Source organism: Vibrio sp. 1167 (genome assembly GCF_033340375.1).
Lineage (GTDB): Bacteria > Pseudomonadota > Gammaproteobacteria > Enterobacterales > Vibrionaceae > Vibrio > Vibrio alginolyticus.
Genome location: NZ_JAWOWK010000002.1, coordinates 38,257 through 56,624, shown reverse-complemented (window position 1 = coordinate 56,624; position 18,368 = coordinate 38,257). Strand labels below are relative to the sequence as shown.

At 43.4% G+C, this 18,368-nt stretch carries 15 protein-coding genes; 2 read left to right on the top strand and 13 right to left on the bottom strand.

The window, feature by feature from the left end; translation table 11 throughout:
- Nucleotides 1–517: 517 nt before the first annotated feature.
- From ycfP to hinT, 6 genes are all read right to left on the bottom strand, one after another.
- Entirely contained in the window at nucleotides 518–1,060 is a 543-nt protein-coding gene (gene ycfP, locus R7Z78_RS03655; RefSeq protein ID WP_005378464.1) for an alpha/beta hydrolase YcfP, read from the bottom strand.
- A 75-nt stretch (nucleotides 1,061–1,135) separates the two neighbouring features.
- Nucleotides 1,136–2,017: a thiamine kinase gene (gene thiK, locus R7Z78_RS03650; RefSeq protein ID WP_104975984.1), complete on the bottom strand. Its 882-nt coding sequence runs from the start codon at nucleotides 2,015–2,017 to the stop codon at nucleotides 1,136–1,138.
- Between the two features lie 24 nt (nucleotides 2,018–2,041).
- The gene (gene lpoB / locus R7Z78_RS03645) at nucleotides 2,042–2,632 is read right to left on the bottom strand and encodes a penicillin-binding protein activator LpoB (protein ID WP_005378467.1); all 591 of its coding nucleotides are present in this window, start codon (nucleotides 2,630–2,632) and stop codon (nucleotides 2,042–2,044) included.
- Between the two features lie 66 nt (nucleotides 2,633–2,698).
- Complete coding sequence (locus tag R7Z78_RS03640; protein ID WP_005378469.1) at nucleotides 2,699–3,091, bottom strand: YcfL family protein; 393 nt, start codon at nucleotides 3,089–3,091, stop codon at nucleotides 2,699–2,701.
- Nucleotides 3,091–4,488: a COG3014 family protein gene (locus R7Z78_RS03635; RefSeq protein ID WP_085569623.1), complete on the bottom strand. Its 1,398-nt coding sequence runs from the start codon at nucleotides 4,486–4,488 to the stop codon at nucleotides 3,091–3,093. Before R7Z78_RS03635 ends, R7Z78_RS03640 begins: the two co-directional genes overlap by 1 nt.
- Before the next feature lie 69 nt (nucleotides 4,489–4,557).
- Complete coding sequence (gene hinT, locus R7Z78_RS03630; RefSeq protein ID WP_005378473.1) at nucleotides 4,558–4,908, bottom strand: purine nucleoside phosphoramidase; 351 nt, start codon at nucleotides 4,906–4,908, stop codon at nucleotides 4,558–4,560.
- Between the two features lie 269 nt (nucleotides 4,909–5,177).
- On the opposite strand from hinT, the gene R7Z78_RS03625 reads away from it, so the two are divergent.
- Both R7Z78_RS03625 and R7Z78_RS03620 read left to right on the top strand, forming a co-directional pair.
- Complete coding sequence (locus R7Z78_RS03625) at nucleotides 5,178–7,169, top strand: methyl-accepting chemotaxis protein (protein ID WP_104975983.1); 1,992 nt, start codon at nucleotides 5,178–5,180, stop codon at nucleotides 7,167–7,169.
- Nucleotides 7,170–7,332: 163 nt separating this feature from the next.
- Nucleotides 7,333–8,493, top strand: a complete 1,161-nt coding sequence (locus R7Z78_RS03620; RefSeq protein ID WP_005378476.1) for a DUF1887 family protein — start codon at nucleotides 7,333–7,335, stop codon at nucleotides 8,491–8,493.
- A 157-nt stretch (nucleotides 8,494–8,650) separates the two neighbouring features.
- Here R7Z78_RS03620 and udp read toward each other — a convergent pair whose 3' ends face one another.
- From udp to R7Z78_RS03585, 7 genes are all read right to left on the bottom strand, one after another.
- The gene (gene udp / locus R7Z78_RS03615; protein WP_005378479.1) at nucleotides 8,651–9,409 is read right to left on the bottom strand and encodes a uridine phosphorylase; all 759 of its coding nucleotides are present in this window, start codon (nucleotides 9,407–9,409) and stop codon (nucleotides 8,651–8,653) included.
- Between the two features lie 314 nt (nucleotides 9,410–9,723).
- Nucleotides 9,724–12,030 carry a zinc/cadmium/mercury/lead-transporting ATPase gene (locus tag R7Z78_RS03610; protein WP_104975982.1) on the bottom strand — a complete coding sequence of 769 codons (2,307 nt, stop codon included), beginning with the start codon at nucleotides 12,028–12,030 and terminating at the stop codon, nucleotides 9,724–9,726.
- A 172-nt stretch (nucleotides 12,031–12,202) separates the two neighbouring features.
- On the bottom strand, nucleotides 12,203–12,622 hold the full coding sequence (locus R7Z78_RS03605; protein WP_005378483.1) for a CBS domain-containing protein: 420 nt from the start codon (nucleotides 12,620–12,622) through the stop codon (nucleotides 12,203–12,205).
- A gap of 247 nt (nucleotides 12,623–12,869) precedes the next feature.
- Nucleotides 12,870–13,604, bottom strand: a complete 735-nt coding sequence (locus R7Z78_RS03600) for an RNA methyltransferase (protein WP_104975981.1) — start codon at nucleotides 13,602–13,604, stop codon at nucleotides 12,870–12,872.
- A 567-nt stretch (nucleotides 13,605–14,171) separates the two neighbouring features.
- Complete coding sequence (locus R7Z78_RS03595; protein WP_104040164.1) at nucleotides 14,172–14,780, bottom strand: imm11 family protein; 609 nt, start codon at nucleotides 14,778–14,780, stop codon at nucleotides 14,172–14,174.
- Complete coding sequence (locus R7Z78_RS03590) at nucleotides 14,777–15,511, bottom strand: AHH domain-containing protein (RefSeq protein ID WP_169644469.1); 735 nt, start codon at nucleotides 15,509–15,511, stop codon at nucleotides 14,777–14,779. Before R7Z78_RS03590 ends, R7Z78_RS03595 begins: the two co-directional genes overlap by 4 nt.
- Before the next feature lies 1 nt (nucleotide 15,512).
- Nucleotides 15,513–18,341: a DUF4150 domain-containing protein gene (locus tag R7Z78_RS03585; RefSeq protein WP_169644468.1), complete on the bottom strand. Its 2,829-nt coding sequence runs from the start codon at nucleotides 18,339–18,341 to the stop codon at nucleotides 15,513–15,515.
- Nucleotides 18,342–18,368 lie beyond the last annotated feature (27 nt).

Sequence of the window (18,368 nt, the reverse complement as noted above, 5' to 3'; positions counted from 1 at the left end):
AAAAATGAATATATGGGGTTCAGCTCGATGCATGACTCACAAACATTTGTGGCATCCATCCAACCGATGAATTCTTGGTTCTTAGAGGTGTCTCAATTACTTGGATTAAAAAACTACCACCCACTTTGATTCTTTATCTATCAATGACTTGTCAGGGTTTGGCATGTTTATCTGGTACGCATACTACGCCAGAAGTTTTTGGGCAAGTTTATTACTCGCTCTCAATTTTTTTTGATATTTATCAAATTATTTTAGTCCGGTTCATTATATAGAGACCAACTTTGAAGGCAACCAAAATCCGTGTAACGAGTACGGATTGACTACTTTTCGACTACTCTACAACAAGGTGTTCGTGCTACATAGGAGGGAAGTAAGAAAACGGTAAGGAGAACACAATATTCAAAGCGTTAAACCAAGAAAATGTGCCTTTCAAAGAGACAGTGGCTCGGCACACTCAAGAGAAGGAATCGCAGCAAAGCAGCCGATAAAAACGCCGCTTTACTGTCTACACTCAACATTAATAAGTATTTTTAAATGCCTTTATCGCTTGTAAATGATGAGAGATTTTTTTGAACTTATGAGACTGAGTTTCATCCCAAATGATTTGATAGTGTTTTTCTAGCTCAGCTGCCGTTTTCGAATTGTCATGCACTTCATCATCTTTAGAGAGAATCACTAAGCAGTGAGCTTGATTTTTCGCTCGGAACTGATCAACACATTTTGTTGCGATATCTTCGTACTCTTCTGGACGATCGATTCGACCAGCCATCGTTTTTTCTGGGTGCAAGTTCGGGTTGAACATCACTTGCTTGATACCGCATAGAAAACCAATTCGCTCAGACCAGTAACCACCTAAACCAACCCCGCAGATTAACGGGTTTGGGTCATCAGATTGATCGATAACTTTAGACACTTCTTTTAACAAGTGTTGCATGTCGTGCTTTGGGTGAAGGGTGCTGTAATTGATAAAACGAACGTCGTCGTCGATAAATTGCAGTTGAAGAACTTTTTCGTGGTTACCCGGGCTTGTACTGTCAAAGCCGTGTAAGTAAATAATCATGTGTACCTCTCCCTGTGTGTATCTGGTACTTTTATTAAAACTACCACTATTTCCTTACTGTTAAAGGGGAAAATATCACGAGTTCTCAAAACAGTGATCTTCCATACACAATGAGCCTTTCAACTCATACGCACTGTTTAAGTATTGTTCATCTCCCCACAATTTATAGGCAAGTAGATACCAGAGCATCGCCATCACCAAGGTTCTTGGTTGCCAAGCTTTTACACCTCTCAGCCAAAGAGACACATCTTCGACACCTCGAATTTGGCAATACTGCTTTACCGCTTCTTCCACAGGCGAATTCGCGACCTGAATAGTTAAGGTCAAATCAAGCCTAGGGTCAGCAATCCCGGCATACTCCCAATCAATGACTTTCACCCCACTCTCTCCTCGCACTAGGTTGTAACATCCCAGATCGAAGTGACATAGGGCCAGCGGAACAGGTGCAACGTTCGGTTCCGTGCGCCACTTCATGTACAAAGCCTCAAACTCCGTCCCCACATACTGACCACCAAGCTCAAGCCAATAATGATCGATGCGAGAAATATATGAAAATGGAACCAAAGGAATTGCGCTTATCGGATATTGATGAATCTTCGCCGCAATGGATAATAAATTGCTTAGTGCTAAGCCTGACTCCGTCAGAGCCTCTCCTTCTATCCATTCCACCAGCAACCCTTGCTCATGAATAAAAACTGGCTTGGGGCCAATTTCCAATGAAGAGACTGCATTCAGCACTTGATATTCACTGTGACGAGAAATTGAAAAAGCCTTGCAGACATGACTGGTCGGTCGCCAGATGTATGCAAGGCCTTGAGAAGATTCCAACCGCCAACAACGGTTGGTGAGCCCCCCGGTAACAGTTTGTACTTTTACCGGAGGCTCCGTAAAGAAGCCATCGAGAGCGTTAAGACTCGGATCTAACTGTTTTGCTTGTTGCCAAGAAAACCATGCCATTGATGACTTCTCCACCCTGTTCGATTAAAGACCGAATAGGCTCTTAGATTGCGCTTTACGAATTTCAGTTTCATCCGCCCACTCAATCAAACCTGTTTCTAGGTCCATTAGGCGCATGGTCATCTTGTAGTATACATCTTTATCGCTACCCGCATTTTTCACAATGCTAGATAGGTTGCCGTAAAGCATGTATTGAGCACCAACCATTTTACCAAATTGGATAGCTGTGCTTTGGTTAACAAGCTCATCCGTGTTTTGGAAGTTAAGTTGTTCACGCACAGACTCAACACGATCCATATCAACAAAACGGAACTTACCTGAGTTCAACATCTTAGTAGAGATCGTGTCAGTAATGGATTCAGTGTCAATATGTTCACTGGTTTTGTTCTTAATTCGCTCAACAAAAACGATAGGACGTTGGTCACGAGTAATTGCTGCTACAGAGCCCGACATCATCATGCTATCCACCATTTCAGCCGCGATTTTTTGTAAATCTGTTGAGCCAAAATCGATAGTCGTGGTTTCTGTTGCTTGCGCATCGCCGTAAGAGACTTTGTTAGAACAGCCACCTAAAATGACGGCAAGACCTAAAAGAGCAATAATACTTTTTTTCATGAGAGTTCCTTAGTTTTTCAATACCAGCGCATCGTTAGCGCGGCAGCTTCGGCAGAGCCGTTAAGATTAATCGTCTTGTGCTTCTCTAATTTGCACACGGAATTTTGTGCCATTTGGATTCACAGTAACTTCAGATAACGTGACTTGCTCAAATCCTCGCACAATCATTTTTCGCCACGGACCAGGTTTGGTATTCACTTCTAAACCATTGTTGTCATACCAATAAAATCGGTAAAGAATGTGCTGATCACCTTTGTAATTGCTACTCAGCTGCACGACTCCTCGTGGGCGATCATCAACGTAAGTGGTGGTGATGTTGTCAACTAATAAGCGACTACCTAAAACGTTATCATTAAAAAATACTTTTTGCGTTTGGCCATCAATTCGAATACCAGCCGTGTTTTCGGCGCATCCAACTAAACCAATAGCCATTGCTAAACAAACAAGCCATGCTTTCATTACAGTCTCCCTAGCTGTTTATGCCACACGGTTGAGTGTGCTCCCTGACGAGATACCCATACCAATGTAGTCTGCTGTGCAGGCACTTCAAACTGATAGGTTTGATCACCCAAGTTTAAACTTTGTGTTCCCGGTTTCACGATTTTTGAAGCCGTTTTCACTTGCGCTGGCAATGTTTGCCAACTTCTTGTATCTGGCTGTTCGGTCAATGTGTTCCATACATTGAAAAGTATGTTGCCCACATCATCGCCTTTTTTCGCCGCCTCTTTTCGGATTCGATCTTTTGCCCAAACACGAAGAGCTTGACGGATCACTATTGTAGTAAGACGTTCATTAAGATCGTTTTGCGCCATCGCATTAACATCAGTCAGCGTACTGGAAGGCAATACCTGACCATTTAAAACAACATCGCTAAAACGTTGAGCACCTCGGTTCTGATAATAAGGAAGCGCCAACGAATAAATCGCGCCATTATCGCGACTGTCGTAAATCGGTAAATCAATACGCCACCCTTTCATCGCCTCAACAACACCCTGCTCATCAATAACGATGACTCGCCCTTGTGACTGAGTTAATCCAGAAGGTGCTTTGCCATACCGCTTCTCTAGCATGCGCAAGTCTTCACGCATGCCCAGCTTCTTAGCAGCGTATAAGGTGCTTTCCACAACTTGCTTGTTGTCTGGCATTACAGCGAGTGCTCGTCGGTAATCAACATAAGCACTGTTTAAGTCTCGCGACGCTTCATATAACAAGCCAGAAAGATAGAACAGATAACCATTTTGTACCGCGCTTAGTTTTTTACCAGCATCAGGGTAGTTCGCTAACACACTGCCTAAATTGGCAGACATGCCTTGCTTGTTAAGGTCTTTCTCTACTGCTTTTAGCTCTTTTTCACGCGCCTTTCTTGCTGCTTCCTGAACTTGATTAGCTCGACGCACTTCAACTAGTGCCCCTTCTAAATCGTTTTTCTGTAAGTAATTTAGTCCTAGATACAGGTGCAAAAAGCCAAGTTCGTAATCGGCGGGATGATAGTCTTGGAGATTGTCGTTCACTGCGAGAGAGCCGACGCTCGTTGCCGTGTCTGACACAGATATCGTCGCACGATCTTGTTGAACACGTACGGCACGATCGCTGCTTTCTAGCGCATTCAAACTTGTCGGGTAATCTTCAGCAAGAAAAGAGATGCGACCTTTTTCAAAATTGCCAAGTATCTCGCCACCCACTTCACTTGATTGAAGTTGTTTTGCTTTGGCATATTCCCCTGCAACAACGGCTTGATAAACTTCTTGATTCTGGTTGCTGTAATGACTAAACAGATTGCCCGCAGATAAATTCGCGCAGCCAGAGGCCATTAAAGCCCAGCTCATCAGCCCTAACAGCTTTACACCTAGTTTCACATTTATCTCCACAAATGTGTCATTCGACAGGAAAAAGAAGTGGGTGAATCACCACCCACTTTTAAAAGCTTAGCTCAATACCATTGGACCTAGAGGGCGGCCGCCTAGTAGGTGCATGTGAATATGGTAAACCTCTTGGCCACCATGTGGATTACAATTAACGATCAGGCGATAGCCGTCTTCAGCAATACCTTCTTCTTTCGCTAACTTTCTAGCAACCGTGAACAAACGCCCCATCATTGCTTCATCTTCAGCTTCTACATCATTCGTTGTTGGGATCAGTTTATTCGGAATAATGAGAATATGGCTTGGTGTGCGAGGGTTAATGTCGCGAAACGCAGTCACCAAATCATCTTGATAAAGGATATCGGCAGGGATTTCCTTGCGAATAATTTTACTAAAGATCGTTTCTTCCGCCATGAGGACTCCATTTTATAAACGTAATTAGACCCCAATTAGTATGCGCCAACCAAAAGCGGAGCTCAATAAAAACAGTGTTCACTTAACATTATTAATCAAATGCTAATTAACGAAGCTTTTTTTGTCGTGTGCGTCATAAAATGCGCGTCACAAACTGAATACAATCCAATGAATTTTGTTACTTTTTTAAGACAATTATTATTTTTATACCCAAGTAAACTCAAAAATGCTTGGGTAGCTTGTCTATTTTTGGGAGAGGAAGCTCACTTATGCGAGGTTCAGTTATTAAAAGGATGTATGCCGGCTTTGCACTGTTCATCATCCTATTTGCCGTCACAATTGCCATTATGATGGGAGGAATGAGTGATATTCACGGAAAATTTGGCACGGTTTCTAAATCATCCCTACCGTTGGTATCGTTATCTAATCAAACCAGTGTTGAGCTGCTTTCTGCCGACAAATCATTTAAAGACTTCCTGACGACAGAGAATAAACAACGCATGGATGAAATGCGTCAGGAATTTGCTAGATCTCAACAGCGCTTCGAATCCACATTGGCTCAACTGAAAACCGCAAGCCAAATCTACCCTTCTCTTGCCGAACCGTTTTCACAGTTAAAAACGTTAGAGCAGAGCTATTTTACAGAAGCTCTAGAGGCCATGGACAACTACGAAGCAATGTTTGCGGCTCAAGAAGAAGTGCAAAAATCCTCACGCCGCTTCCAAAAACTGAATACCGAACTTTCGGTTGGTCTTAAAGAATATGTGGCAGATCAAACCAGCATTTCTGTCAAAGTCATGGCAAAGAGCTACTTTATCAAGTTAAAAGATGCCGAAGTAATTACCTCTGATGCCCTCGCCAGTTCCAACCCTGAGTTTGTTACGCAAGCCGTAGCTAAAAACCGCAAAGCAGTAACGCACTTGAATTACGCATTCCGCGGGTTGGTGACTCAGCTTCCTGAGCTAGAAAAAGCTTTTGGCGAATCTGTAGAGCAATTTACTCGTGACGTTGGTATGCGTGGCGGTGTGCTAGACCAACATAATAATTACCTCAATGCTCGCGCCGCTTTGTATAACAATATCGCCAACCTAGCAAATAAAGTGGATTCAACCATGGCGATTCTTGAGCAATTCACGACAACCGCAACAGATAAGCTCAATGAATCATTGGCAGACGCAGGTGACATATATTCGGCGGGTGTAACGAAAGCCATCATCATTGGCGTTATTGTCGTTTTACTCGCGACAGCGATTGGCTACCACATCGCTCAAAGCGTTCGCGAACCGTTGACTCGTATTCTAAAAGTGTTAGAAAGCCTGACTGAAGGTGATATGACACAGCGTATCGACATTCGCTATAACAACGAATTCAGCCGTGTGAGTGGACACATTAACTCACTCGCCGACAACCTTCACGAGATCTTGGTGAAACTCAACGAAGCGTCAGAAAACCTATCGTCAACCGCGACAACCAACGAACGCACCTCTTCGCAAGCACAAATTAAATTGAGCTCTCAACGCGAACAAACGGCAAACGTCGCTACCGCGATGACAGAAATGTCTCATTCAGTGCAGGAAGTCGCGCAAAGTGCGCAAGGCTCGCTAGAAATGGTGCAACGCGTCGAATCTGCCTCTGAAGAAGGCAGAAATGTTATGAGCAGTAACATCTCAACCATTAATCAACTAGAAACACGTTTGAACGAATCGGTCTCCGCAGTTTCTGAGCTACAAAAGATGAGTGGTCAAATTGGGTCTATCCTTGATGTGATCCGCAACATTGCGGAGCAAACCAACCTACTGGCATTGAACGCGGCAATTGAAGCGGCTCGCGCTGGTGAACAAGGTCGCGGCTTCGCGGTAGTGGCAGATGAAGTACGAGTACTCGCATCAAGAACGACTCAATCAACCACTGAAATTGAATCCATGATCAGTAATCTGCAAGCTAGCTCGCAATCGGCGAACCAAGTCATACAAAGCTGTATGAGCGATATGGAGATGTCGGTTGAGCAAGCATCAAAAGCGAACAGCTCAATGGAAGAGATCCAGGCGCTAATCATCGAAATCAGCCAAATGAGTACGCACATTTCACAAGCAGCAGCAGAGCAAAGTGAAACATCAACAGACATTGCTCGCAGCATTGAAGATATCAACAGTATCGCCGATGAAAGTTTCCAAGCCATGTCGAGTATCGCACAAACCAGTGAATCACTGACCCACTTGGCTCATCAGCAAAATGAATTGGTCCACCGCTTTAAGTTATAAATACTTTATAACTAAGAGCATTAATTAGTGCAATCAACTGTATAAGGGCGACTTTTTGTTAAGTCGCCCTTGTTTTTTGTCGGCCATGTCTACATATGATTAATAAGGCCAGCTCATCCCCTTGCACAACTCTTTTCGAGCGGCCTCATAAAAAGGAAAATCTATGGCTGTTCATGTTGGTATTATCGACCAAGACCCAGTGAGATTGGTCACTCCTCTATTAGATAATCGTACGCTAAGCACACATATCGTCTTCATCGGAGACAAGAGCCAGTTAGATATATTTGACCGACTGAGTGCCGTTTTAGATCAACGAGAAATTACTTCTGAATTTTTTGAAATTCCATCCGCTGTTAATACATCTCTGATCAAACAAGCAATTCAAAAACTGGCAAAAGACCTCCATGAACGCGGCGAAGATGTAAAATTGAACGCGAGCTGTGGTCTTCGTCATCGCTTGTTGTCGGTGTACGAAGTTTTCCGTACCTATCGCTGGCCAATTTTTGTGGTAGAGCCTAGTAGCGATAAGCTTTGTTGGTTATACCCTGATGGCAAAGAAGATACCCAAGTCGAAGATCACATTACGATTGCAGATTACCTCACTATCTTTGGTGCACGCGGCGAGTTTCACCACGTTGATTTACCACCTCTTCTTGATAAAAAATTGTATGAACTTGGTGAACGATGGGCCTCAAATGCGCTTGAGCTTGGGCCAGGTCTAGCAACACTTAACTACCTTGCAACCACATGCCGCAAAGAACAAAAGCTTGATGTCGAGCTCTCCGAAAAACAGCAGGGCTACCGTGAGCTCAACATGTTGCTTTCAGATTTAGTAGAAGCAGAAATCGCCACCTATGAGAATGGCGTTTTAACGTTTGCAGATGAAGATGCTCGACGCTTTTCAAACGGTGAGTGGTTAGAAACTTTGGTTCACAGCACCGTGAAGCAAATCCAAGACACCATGCCGACGATCCAAGATCGATCGTTAAATGTTCAGGTTTATCGCAAACTTGGTGAAAGTGAAGTACGCAATGAGTTAGATGTCGCAACAGTTGTAAACAACAAGCTGCACATCATCGAGTGCAAAACCAAAGGCATGAGAGATGACGGCGACGATACTTTATATAAGTTAGAATCGCTTCGCGATTTATTAGGTGGCTTACAAGCGCGCGCAATGTTGGTGAGCTTCCGTCCTCTTCGTCACAATGACATTACTCGTGCTGAAGACTTAGGGCTAGCCCTGATTGGCCCTGATGAGCTTAAAGATTTAAGAACGCACTTAACGGCTTGGTTTAAAGACGCGGGCGGTTCAGACGAGATATAGTGCCATTAAGAAAAGCTAAAATTCACAACGATAAAAAGCAGCATTAATGCTGCTTTTTTTATACCTAAATTTTAGCTGTACGCATTTCTATAAGTAGAAAAAAACCAGAGGTTAGCCTCTGGTTTTTTCTGTTTGTTTAAATGCCAACTATAGCGGCTTAAAGCATTTTACGCGCTGCTTCTACAACCACTTTAATTGAACGCGCTTCCGTTTCTTTCAGAGTTGAATGATCTGGAATCTCTTTTTGTGTACGGTTGATGATAACACCAGCCACACAACCCGCTTTTAAACCAGAGCTCGCACACATTGTTAGCAGTGTTGCAGACTCCATCTCGAAGTTAAGTACGCCCATGTCTTGCCATTCTTGCATAGAGCCTTGGAAACGCTTAACAACACGACCAGAGAACGTATCGTAACGTTCTTGACCAGGGTAGAACGTGTCGCTTGATGCAGTCACACCCATGTGAACTGTAGCGCCAGACTCTTCTACCGCTGCTTTCATTGCGGTTGCTACTTCAAAGTCAGCAACTGCTGGGAATTCCATAGGAGCAAAGTGTAGGCTCGCACCGTCAAGACGAACTGACCCCGTCGTTACGATCATGTCACCCACGTTTACATGCGGTTGAATTGCACCCGTTGTACCAACACGTAGGAAAGTGCGAACACCAAGCTGTGCCAATTCCTCAACTGCGATAGAGGTAGAAGGACCACCAATACCTGTAGAACAAACCACAACAGGTTTACCGTCTAGCTCTGCACGGTATAGCGTGTATTCACGATGGCTTGCTAGAAATACTGGATTTTCCATTTGTTCTGCGATTTTTTGAACACGCGCTGGGTCACCAGGAATGATCGCTAGAGTCGCACCATTAAGATCAGCTTCAGTAACACCTAAATGGAATACAGCTTGAGACATAAGTCGCTCCTTATTGTGGCTTATTTTATGAACAATAAGCTCATTAATCAGTTATTGGGTACAGATGCACTGTAGCGAACCTTTCACCAACATAGAGTGATCTCAATCACAATGACAAAATGTAATGAAAATGAAATTTCAAACAAAACTGGTATTGATCACACTTTAAGGGGCGTTAGATCATTTTGTTGCATAGCAATGCGTGATTTCAAGGACAAGAAAAACGTCTGATCGCATCAGGTTAATACGGTTAAAAAAAGCCCGATACACGAATGCCTCGGGCTATTAATGAGTGGGATCAATGGTTAGGTCAGTTATTTAATCTGCTTGGACTCAAAACGAAGTAATCTCAACGCATTCAATGTCACCAGTGCTGTTGCACCACTGTCGGCTAATACAGCAACCCACAACCCAGTAACACCAAGTAAACTTGTCACTAAGAATACACCTTTCAAACCTAGCGCTAACGCGACATTCTGACGAATGTTACTTAGCGTCGCACGCGACAGTTCTATCATGGCAGGTAGCTCAATCAAACGGTTGTGTGTTAACGCCGCATCAGCAGTCTCGAGCGCAACATCCGTACCGCCTCCCATCGCAATGCCGATACTCGAAGCTTTCATGGCTGGAGCATCATTGATACCGTCTCCCACCATCGCAACGGTATGTTGTTGTGATAGCTTCTCGACGTAATGCACCTTGTCTGCAGGTAACAAACTCGCTTTATAATCCAAGCCTATTCTATTTGCCATTGCTTCTGCACTTCTCGGGTTGTCACCCGTTAGCATCACCGACGTGACCCCAAGTTCCTTCAACATTGCGATGGCTTGCTGGGCATCTGAGCGCAATGTATCTTGCCATGCGATCACGCCAATGACCTCGTCATCGAAACGCACAATGACAACCGTTTTACCTTGTTGTTCCAACGTAACCACTTGCTCTTTGGCTTGTTGAGAAAGTGGAAAGTCTGCCTTTGAAGGCGTGACCACTTGGACCATTTTTCCATCGACGTAACCAGTGACACCAGAGCCTACTTGCGCGGTTTTATCCAACGCTTCAGGAATAGTAAGCCCCTGCTCTTGCACTTTGGTAACTAAAGAAACCGCTAGAGGATGACTTGAACCAATCTCGATTGACGCAGTTAGGCTAAGTAACTTGTCTTCATCCATATCAAAAGCAAAGACGTCGGTCACTTCTGGTTTACCTTGCGTCAGTGTCCCAGTTTTATCAAATGCGACAGACTCAACCTTGCCAAGCAACTCAAGCGCCGCACCACCTTTGATCAATGCGCCCCGCTTAGCCGCTGCCGCCAAGCCAGAAGTGATCGCCGCAGGCGTTGAAATTACTAATGCACATGGACAAGCAATCAACAGAAGGGCGAGTCCTCGATAGATCCACGTTTCCCACGGTTGGGCAAATAGTAATGGCGGCGTAACGATAACCATCAGAGACACCAGCATCATTAGCGGCGTATACCAACGGCTAAATTTATCAAGAAAGCGTTCTAATGGTGCCTTACGAGATTCGGCTTCTTCAATCAAATGAAGAATTCGGTCTATCGCATTCTCGCCCTGACGGGAAGTCACCTGTAAGCGAACCACTTTATCGACAACCACAGCCCCGGCCATCACTTTGCCACCGGTTTGATGTTCAACGGGAACAGATTCTCCCGTTAACGCACTTTCGTCAAAACTCGCAAGCGCATCTTGCAAAACACCGTCGGCAGGCAAACGGCCTCCGGGTGCGACTTCTATGATATCCCCTGGTTTAAGCTGAGCAGCTGGTACTTCTTTACGCTCTCCATCAATAATTAAAATTGAATTTTCTGGGACTAAGTCCATTAACGCCTGGACACCGCTTCGCGCGCGAGATGATGCATATGCTTCTAACTTTTCACCAATAAGGAAAAGCAATAACACCATTGCGGCTTCGGCGGTTTCACCTAAATATAAAGCGCCGAGCGCCGCTACACTCATTAACGTTTCAATCGCAAAAGGCGTACCGCTACGCGCCAACTTAAATGCTTTGAGCGCGATTGGGTATAAACCAAGTAAACACGTCAAAGTGAATAACCAAGCGCTTATTTGAGGGTCGATCTTAGAAATGACTGCCGCAGTAGCCATTGCACCAGCAATCGAGAGAATTTGGATGTTGTCTCTTATGACGCCAAGCCAGCCTTTCTTTGTAGTGCTTGGTTTTGGAGCATCAAGTGAAGAGATCGGGAAACCCGTTTTTTGGGCTGTCTGCTCTATCGTAGCTATCAGCTCTAGACCATCAAAATCGACGACCAGTTTTTCTGTTGCAAACAAAACCTTGGCTTGGCTGACGCCTTGTAAAGACGTAATGGCTTTCTCAAGCTTTTGCGCACAAGATGGGCAATCCATACCTGACACAAGCCAAGCGTTCCGAACGGAGGAATTACTCTCCCTTGTGGGATCGTCTTCCTCGCCTGTGTCAACGCTGCAGCCTCCTCCACTACAGCAAGAGCTTTCAGAAACATCAACACTGGCCTGAGAGATATTGAGCGAAGATTTTACTGGCGCACAGCATGACTCGCTTGCACCAAGCGGCACCGCAGTTTTGATTTTGCTAGATTGGCAACCTTGATGTTTTGTACACATAATTTTTTCCTTATTGGTATCGGTGATTTACCTATTGCTAAGGATAAACCTTAGAGTAAGCTCCAAGGTCAAGATAAATTTGTACAGTTCGGCGATAGAAAATAAAAAAGACGCCGAAGCGTCTTTCCAAACCAGTTTAAAAGCAATATTCCGTAAAGTTTAAACAGAGAGGTTAAACGGGATGCTTAAAACACTCATTTAATGTCATTCCTATGGCACGCAGCACGTCTCTTCTTGTGATAACACCAACCAACTTACCTTTGCCATCCACCACTGGATACATTTTCGGCTTTCCAACTTTCATCATGTCAGCCAGTTCAATTACTGACATTTCTGGAGAAACAGATAAGACATCATCATGCATACACTCTTGTACCGTATGTGTATCTTGGCAGTGATAACTTGCTTTCACCAACTTATCTAATAAGTCTTGCTCCGATAAAAACCCAACCACTTTTTCATTTTCATCAATGACAGGGCCACCTAGTGTGACACTTTGCATTACTTTGTTTAAAGCTGCCGAAAGTGACATATCTTTCGTGAAAGTCACCGCTTGCAACGTCATGTAATCTTTTACTTTTAATGAATGCATTCTTATCTCCTTAAGGGCATTTTATTGCGGCCTTTAGATAAGTGTCGCCTAATTTCCTGATTTTACTAAATGGAAAGGAGTAATTTTATTTATAGGCACAGCCTATTGAACTAAAACAAAATTAACTCACCGAACAACATTCACTGTATTTCGTTAAACGCAAGATTCAGCCAGGCTGATTTTTCTAGGCAATAAATACAACAAAGCCAGTCAAATTGACTGGCTTTGTTATTAAGTAATTGTTGCGTTAGCTATGTTGGCGGCGCATGTTGTCTAAAATAATGCCAGTCGCCATCGCGACATTCAGTGATTCGGCACCGCCAAACGCCGGAATCGTGATCTTATCTGTCACGAATTTTGCTGCGGCTTCGCGCACACCATGAGATTCGCTGCCCATCAACAAAATACCTTCAGCAGCGAAATCCGTTTTATGAACGCTCTCTCCCTCCAAAAACGCGCCATATACTGGCAATTTGGCGTGTTCCAAATAACTTGGCAAATCCACCAAACTCACTTGTACGCGGCCAAAGCTGCCCATGGTCGCACTGATCGTTTTAGGATTATAAGGATCAGCACAATCTGTACTCGCAATAATGTGCTTGATGCCATACCAGTCTGCAACACGAATAATCGTACCTAGATTACCAGGGTCGGATACACCATCTAGCGCAATCATCAAGCCTTTCGCTTGAGGCTCTTTTACACTCGGAATTTCAACCACAGCAATGGCCGCATTATTGCTCACAAGCGTGCTCGCTTTGGTCAATTCATCAAGCGATGCTTCAACACAATCAAAACGATTTAGCGTACCAGCATTTTGTTCGAGAAATGCCGCTGTTGCAAAAACCTGCTTCACCTTCAATGAACTACTTGCTAGCTCTAGTACGTTCTTTTCACCCTGAGCTAGGAATAAGCCATGCGCTTTACGCTGTTTCTTTTGACCTAAAGCACGAAGCAGTTTTAATTGGTTTTTTGAAATCATTAAAGTATCCCAGGTGAAAATGGTTATTCGGCGAGCGTACCCTAAACAATCTTCACGACAGTTCGGTATCAAGCGGATGAGATTATAAATTATACCTAAATAACCTCAAGAAGCTTGATCATCAGAAGACGTTGAACACCAAGCGTAGCCAAAATAAAAGAAGGCTCAAAAACGAAAAAAGCCCTGCGATAACGCAGGGCTTTCAAATGTCGCTAAAACCATAATGCGTCCAACCACATAGTTTAAACTCAACAAGTTACATATCGATTGAAACCATAATTTGTCAAGATTTAAAACCATAACATGTCCTTTTGGTCTGCTTCAACAAAAACACAGAGGTTAGGTGTAAGAAAGTTACACAACACTAGAAGCAGTCAAAATGTGGTTTCTAAAACAGTGGCAGTAAGTGTTCATCTCGTTACACTATTGGATGCGTTCTCTATCAAACCGGTGATGAGTGCAGAAGAATTTAGGGGGAAATAAAAACATCCCCCTTTATCACTAATATGCTTTAATTTCTCATATTATCTGATTATATGTAGTTGCCAATCTTATAAAAAGAGCGCGTTATTTATACTTATCACCTAACTTATAATCACTCAATTTAAAGAATTTAAACTCAGAGTCTTTGACGTACTTGTTGATTTTATTAACTATGCTTTCATGAATTAACAACCCGCCTCCTGCTACTTTATGAGGTCGTATAATTAGACGATTTTCTTGTGGGATCGCATCTAACACTTCATTCTTGAACTTATACTTTATGACCTCATGCCTACTGTCGTCAGGGGAGTAGTCGAGTATCTCACTACGCTCGAAATCAATACAGTCAAGGTTTTCATACGCATTAAAGAAGAAAAAATCTTCATGCCACTCTTCATCATCACCAATCAAAACAGCAGGGAACAATTGGAAGCCATTTATATTGAGCGGCAGTAATTTATCTGCAATCTCCTTAGATACTACAGGAAAAAAACTGTGGAGATTAAAGTCACTTACAATGAAAGGCATATCACCTTTTTCTGCATTAGTAAAGAATATAGGGCCATCACCAAAATCTAGTTTAGTGAAGCTGTAACGGCGACGTCCTGTATCCAATGATGCTTTTAAATGAAGATAAGTATCTCGAAATGGGATTTCAAATACCTTGTAGTATTGTTCTTCGTAACTATTCATATTCCCCTCTTTGGTGACCAACTTGTTCCAAAAGATATTTGAACTTCTGGAGTATAGCCTTTGAATTCATCCCACTCCCCCCTGTGACCATTCTTTCCATTCTCACAAGGAGTTATAGATTTTGATAGCTCGCCTACTTTCTCACTGTTTGCGCACCCAATATAGATTTTGTTTTTCTTATTAAAATGCTCACTAACCTTTGTCAGTGGCAAGCTAAAGTTCAAAATCCTTTTTAATAGTTTCTCACTGATCGGATCCATGTGTTTTTTATGGATCTCTCTTTTCGGCTCTACGACTTCGGTGGTGCCATAACAAAGATAAATATCTTGAGCTATGTCGACTAAATAGTCGATCACTTCACTATGGTAATTGGATGCTTTTATCTCTGAAAATTGATTACTTTTAAACGTATGCCCTGTCCTGTGAACTTGGATACCAAGGTGGCAAGCCCCTTTGTAGCTGGATGGTAAACCAACAAGGTTTGATAAGCTATTTATATTATAACCCTTATCTATAAGAGCTTCTTGCATATCTTTGTCAATTTCACTTAGTGCCTTCCCTGATATGAGGTGGTGAGTATCCATCTGAATGCCATTACAAAATGGATGTGCTTTTTTCTTATTATACTTATTCGCACTTTTAATCCATTCTTCTCGGTAGTCAGGTACCTTCTTACCATTAACTTTTTCTTTAGGATTTTTTTCTAAGTTTCCTCTTATTTCTTCACTCATTTTATTTCCTTTCTAGCTCACCACGATAAAGCTTTGGAGTACGGTGTTTGCTGCTTTTACACACTGTACACTTGCCTTTTCGCTTTTTACTCTCAACTTCTTTTGACAGCGTCATGTTTGCTCGGCCTTTGATTGTGTCCCCTTTACGTTTAGCCAATTTGTCCGCTAAGCCTTCCAGATCTCCCATGATTTTGCTCATTTCATCCAAGGTCTCACCAAAAGTATCGAGTGCTTTTTGAGCTCCGGCGATTTGTTTAGCACGTTTCCCCTTAACTACGAGCCTCGCGGCAGTGGAAGTAGCTCTAGCTGCGACACCTGCACCTAGAGTAAATAACCCTAACACGAGGTTCAGAACGACTTCTAGCAATACGTAGATACCTAGCTTACCGCCGTAATAGGTATAAAAGTTTGGTGGGATCGCATCCAATATCAGGACAACGTAAGCACTGTAAGTTATTGCTGATGAAGGATCTCGCATTACTGCCATGGCTTTCGGTAAAGCGCCCGTATCATCAATTTCTTTCGCCCACTCAGGAGCTATCTCTCTTAAGGCTGTGTCAATAAATGTTTGAAGTGCTCTCGCATCGTTTTCGGCAATATACTTCGGAAGCGCAATAATCTCTTCATGATATTTGGCAATCAACCGAGCACGTTCAACAGCATCCTCCGCGCCATCATAAAACTCTATTAGTTTTTCTTTTAACCGCTCACCATTATCTAACATCAGGTCACTCAGGGATTCCACACCATCTTCAAGTGCCTTTCCGAGCAAGTCAGTCACATCGTCGAATGACAATTCATTTACAGGTTTTGTTGTATTCGACAAATACCATCCTGCCCCTGCTCTTACTTGATCTTCAAGGGACTGCTTTATGAAATTGTGGGCTTCAGCAGCATAGACAGCACCTGTATCTAACACTGATGCGCCAGCATCCCAAACAGTATTACCAAAGCTACTCCAGAAATCTTGACTAAACATGTCTGTGAAGTCTTTGCCCCAGTCAACAATGCCATCATCAATACCGTCTGCCAAACTTGCAACACCACGCGTTTGCCACTGTAAAGCGAAGGGTTGCATTGCTTTGCAGACTTGGACATAAACGCTGTCTAGACGGCGTTCGATGAGCTCTCGTGTGTCCTTAATCTGACGCTCTATTCCGGGCTCACCAATTATCTCAACAGTAACGAGGTCAGTATTCGGCTTCAGATCATCAAAAGCAGCTACTCCACCTTGCTTCTCACTACTCTCTATAGCATGAATAGCGCTATCAGAGACGGTACTCTTATTTGGCAGCTTGTTGAGTGCTACCTGTTCAGCATGTACGACTGAATTCGTCTGTATGCGTATATTGTCAGCAAGGAAAGGGGTCTGCCATAGGTCATCATAAAAGAGCTGGACTTTAACCCACTTCTGCTCTTCTAAGTCGATTTTTAAAATCGCATTTATGACAACTTCAATATTCCCTGCCTCTGCTGAATACACGTTATCCGGTGCCTGAATGACAGAAACTTCAGAGGTATCATTCATCAAGCTTTCCGCTTTGGTTTGAAGACGCTCAAACGCGCTTGAAAGGTTATCGGACAGTTTTTTCGAGTAGGTATTTATCGTACTTACGTGCGCGTCATAGATATCTGACGAGAGATACAGGTAGTTTAATCGGCTAGCCTCAGAGCTAAGTGATTCGAGACGCCCTTTGACTTTTGAAAGTACCGCTTCAAGCTGACTACTAAGCGCTTGCTTTGCACTTTGCCAATCGTATTCTTGTAAGAACGTTTGTGGGTTCCCTTTCCCTCTTGCTCGCATGTATGCCAGCATTCGATCTGCTGTTTCATGTTTTGGTAAACGGAACAGAACCGAAAGCAATTCACCTTCCTCTAGAACCAAGGGTAAACCAAGAGAAAGAACACGATCCATACTCTCTTCAGACATGCTTTCAATCCCTGCCACTAAGGCTTCAGCAAGAATGCTGAATGAAAAGTCTGGATGACGCTGGAGAAAATGTGTTTTGACCTCTAAATCGACAATGTCTAAAAAATAACGATCGGCAGTTAGACTTGTCCCCATTGCTCCCCATCCTTCAGAGGGAGGAGCTATACGGTAGGGGTGCCAAAATGTTTGCTGACCTTGAGATGCTCTATCGAAAAAATCTTCGTCAGTTTGCGTCATCAAATAATGTGGGTTATCAATTCGCACAACTTTAGGAACGAACGTATTCGTGCTTTCTTTAGCCAGAATCTTAATTTGTCCCGGTTTTAAACCAGAGACTGTGCTTTTTCCAGAGTCATCAAAGTGCCCGCTCGTTAACACGCTTCCTGATGGGTCGGTAATATCAAAGTCAGCATCTTTGAGCAGAATGCCGTCAGGATAGCGAGCTTTCACGTAAACCGTGTAAGTCCCTTCTTCATCTTCTGTCACGCTAACAGCAGGGTTTTGAACGCCACCCAAACACATTGTGTTAGCTTTGTTCATTGTCATCTGATCAGAGAGGCGAGCGACGCCTTTTCCTTCAATCAGGACATCGGGAGAAGCTGAAATGAATTTTGCTTCCGCCTCGATAGTACCCGAGGCGACGCCTTTTTTATCACCTGCTGCATCGCCAGTACTTTTTGCAAATGTGCTGCCTTTTAATGCAATGCTATTCCCACCGTCAGCGGTAACCGTTGTTGAACCGCCAGCTAAATCAGATGATTTAGCATTATTACCGTAAGGGATAGGCACGATGGGCTTCCCCACTTTTGTTAGACAGACATCTGGCAGTGTTGCGTTTGCTTCGCCGCCCGAACCTTTATGGACAACACTGAGTCCATTTGCACTTATTGTTACTGCCATAATATGATCTACTCAGGATTAAGTGGA

Excerpts from the sequence above, each read along its gene's own strand:
- ycfP (WP_005378464.1), bottom strand. The coding sequence starts at position 1,060 with ATGATTATTTACTTACACGGCTTTGACAGTACAAGCCCGGGTAACCAC.
- thiK (WP_104975984.1), bottom strand. The coding sequence starts at position 2,017 with ATGGCATGGTTTTCTTGGCAACAAGCAAAACAGTTAGATCCGAGTCTT.
- lpoB (WP_005378467.1), bottom strand. The coding sequence starts at position 2,632 with ATGAAAAAAAGTATTATTGCTCTTTTAGGTCTTGCCGTCATTTTAGGT.
- R7Z78_RS03640 (WP_005378469.1), bottom strand. The coding sequence starts at position 3,091 with ATGAAAGCATGGCTTGTTTGTTTAGCAATGGCTATTGGTTTAGTTGGA.
- hinT (WP_005378473.1), bottom strand. The coding sequence starts at position 4,908 with ATGGCGGAAGAAACGATCTTTAGTAAAATTATTCGCAAGGAAATCCCT.
- R7Z78_RS03625 (WP_104975983.1), top strand. The coding sequence starts at position 5,178 with ATGCGAGGTTCAGTTATTAAAAGGATGTATGCCGGCTTTGCACTGTTC.
- R7Z78_RS03620 (WP_005378476.1), top strand. The coding sequence starts at position 7,333 with ATGGCTGTTCATGTTGGTATTATCGACCAAGACCCAGTGAGATTGGTC.
- udp (WP_005378479.1), bottom strand. The coding sequence starts at position 9,409 with ATGTCTCAAGCTGTATTCCATTTAGGTGTTACTGAAGCTGATCTTAAT.
- R7Z78_RS03610 (WP_104975982.1), bottom strand. The coding sequence starts at position 12,030 with ATGTGTACAAAACATCAAGGTTGCCAATCTAGCAAAATCAAAACTGCG.
- R7Z78_RS03605 (WP_005378483.1), bottom strand. The coding sequence starts at position 12,622 with ATGCATTCATTAAAAGTAAAAGATTACATGACGTTGCAAGCGGTGACT.
- R7Z78_RS03600 (WP_104975981.1), bottom strand. The coding sequence starts at position 13,604 with ATGATTTCAAAAAACCAATTAAAACTGCTTCGTGCTTTAGGTCAAAAG.
- R7Z78_RS03595 (WP_104040164.1), bottom strand. The coding sequence starts at position 14,780 with ATGAATAGTTACGAAGAACAATACTACAAGGTATTTGAAATCCCATTT.
- R7Z78_RS03590 (WP_169644469.1), bottom strand. The coding sequence starts at position 15,511 with ATGAGTGAAGAAATAAGAGGAAACTTAGAAAAAAATCCTAAAGAAAAA.
- R7Z78_RS03585 (WP_169644468.1), bottom strand. The coding sequence starts at position 18,341 with ATGGCAGTAACAATAAGTGCAAATGGACTCAGTGTTGTCCATAAAGGT.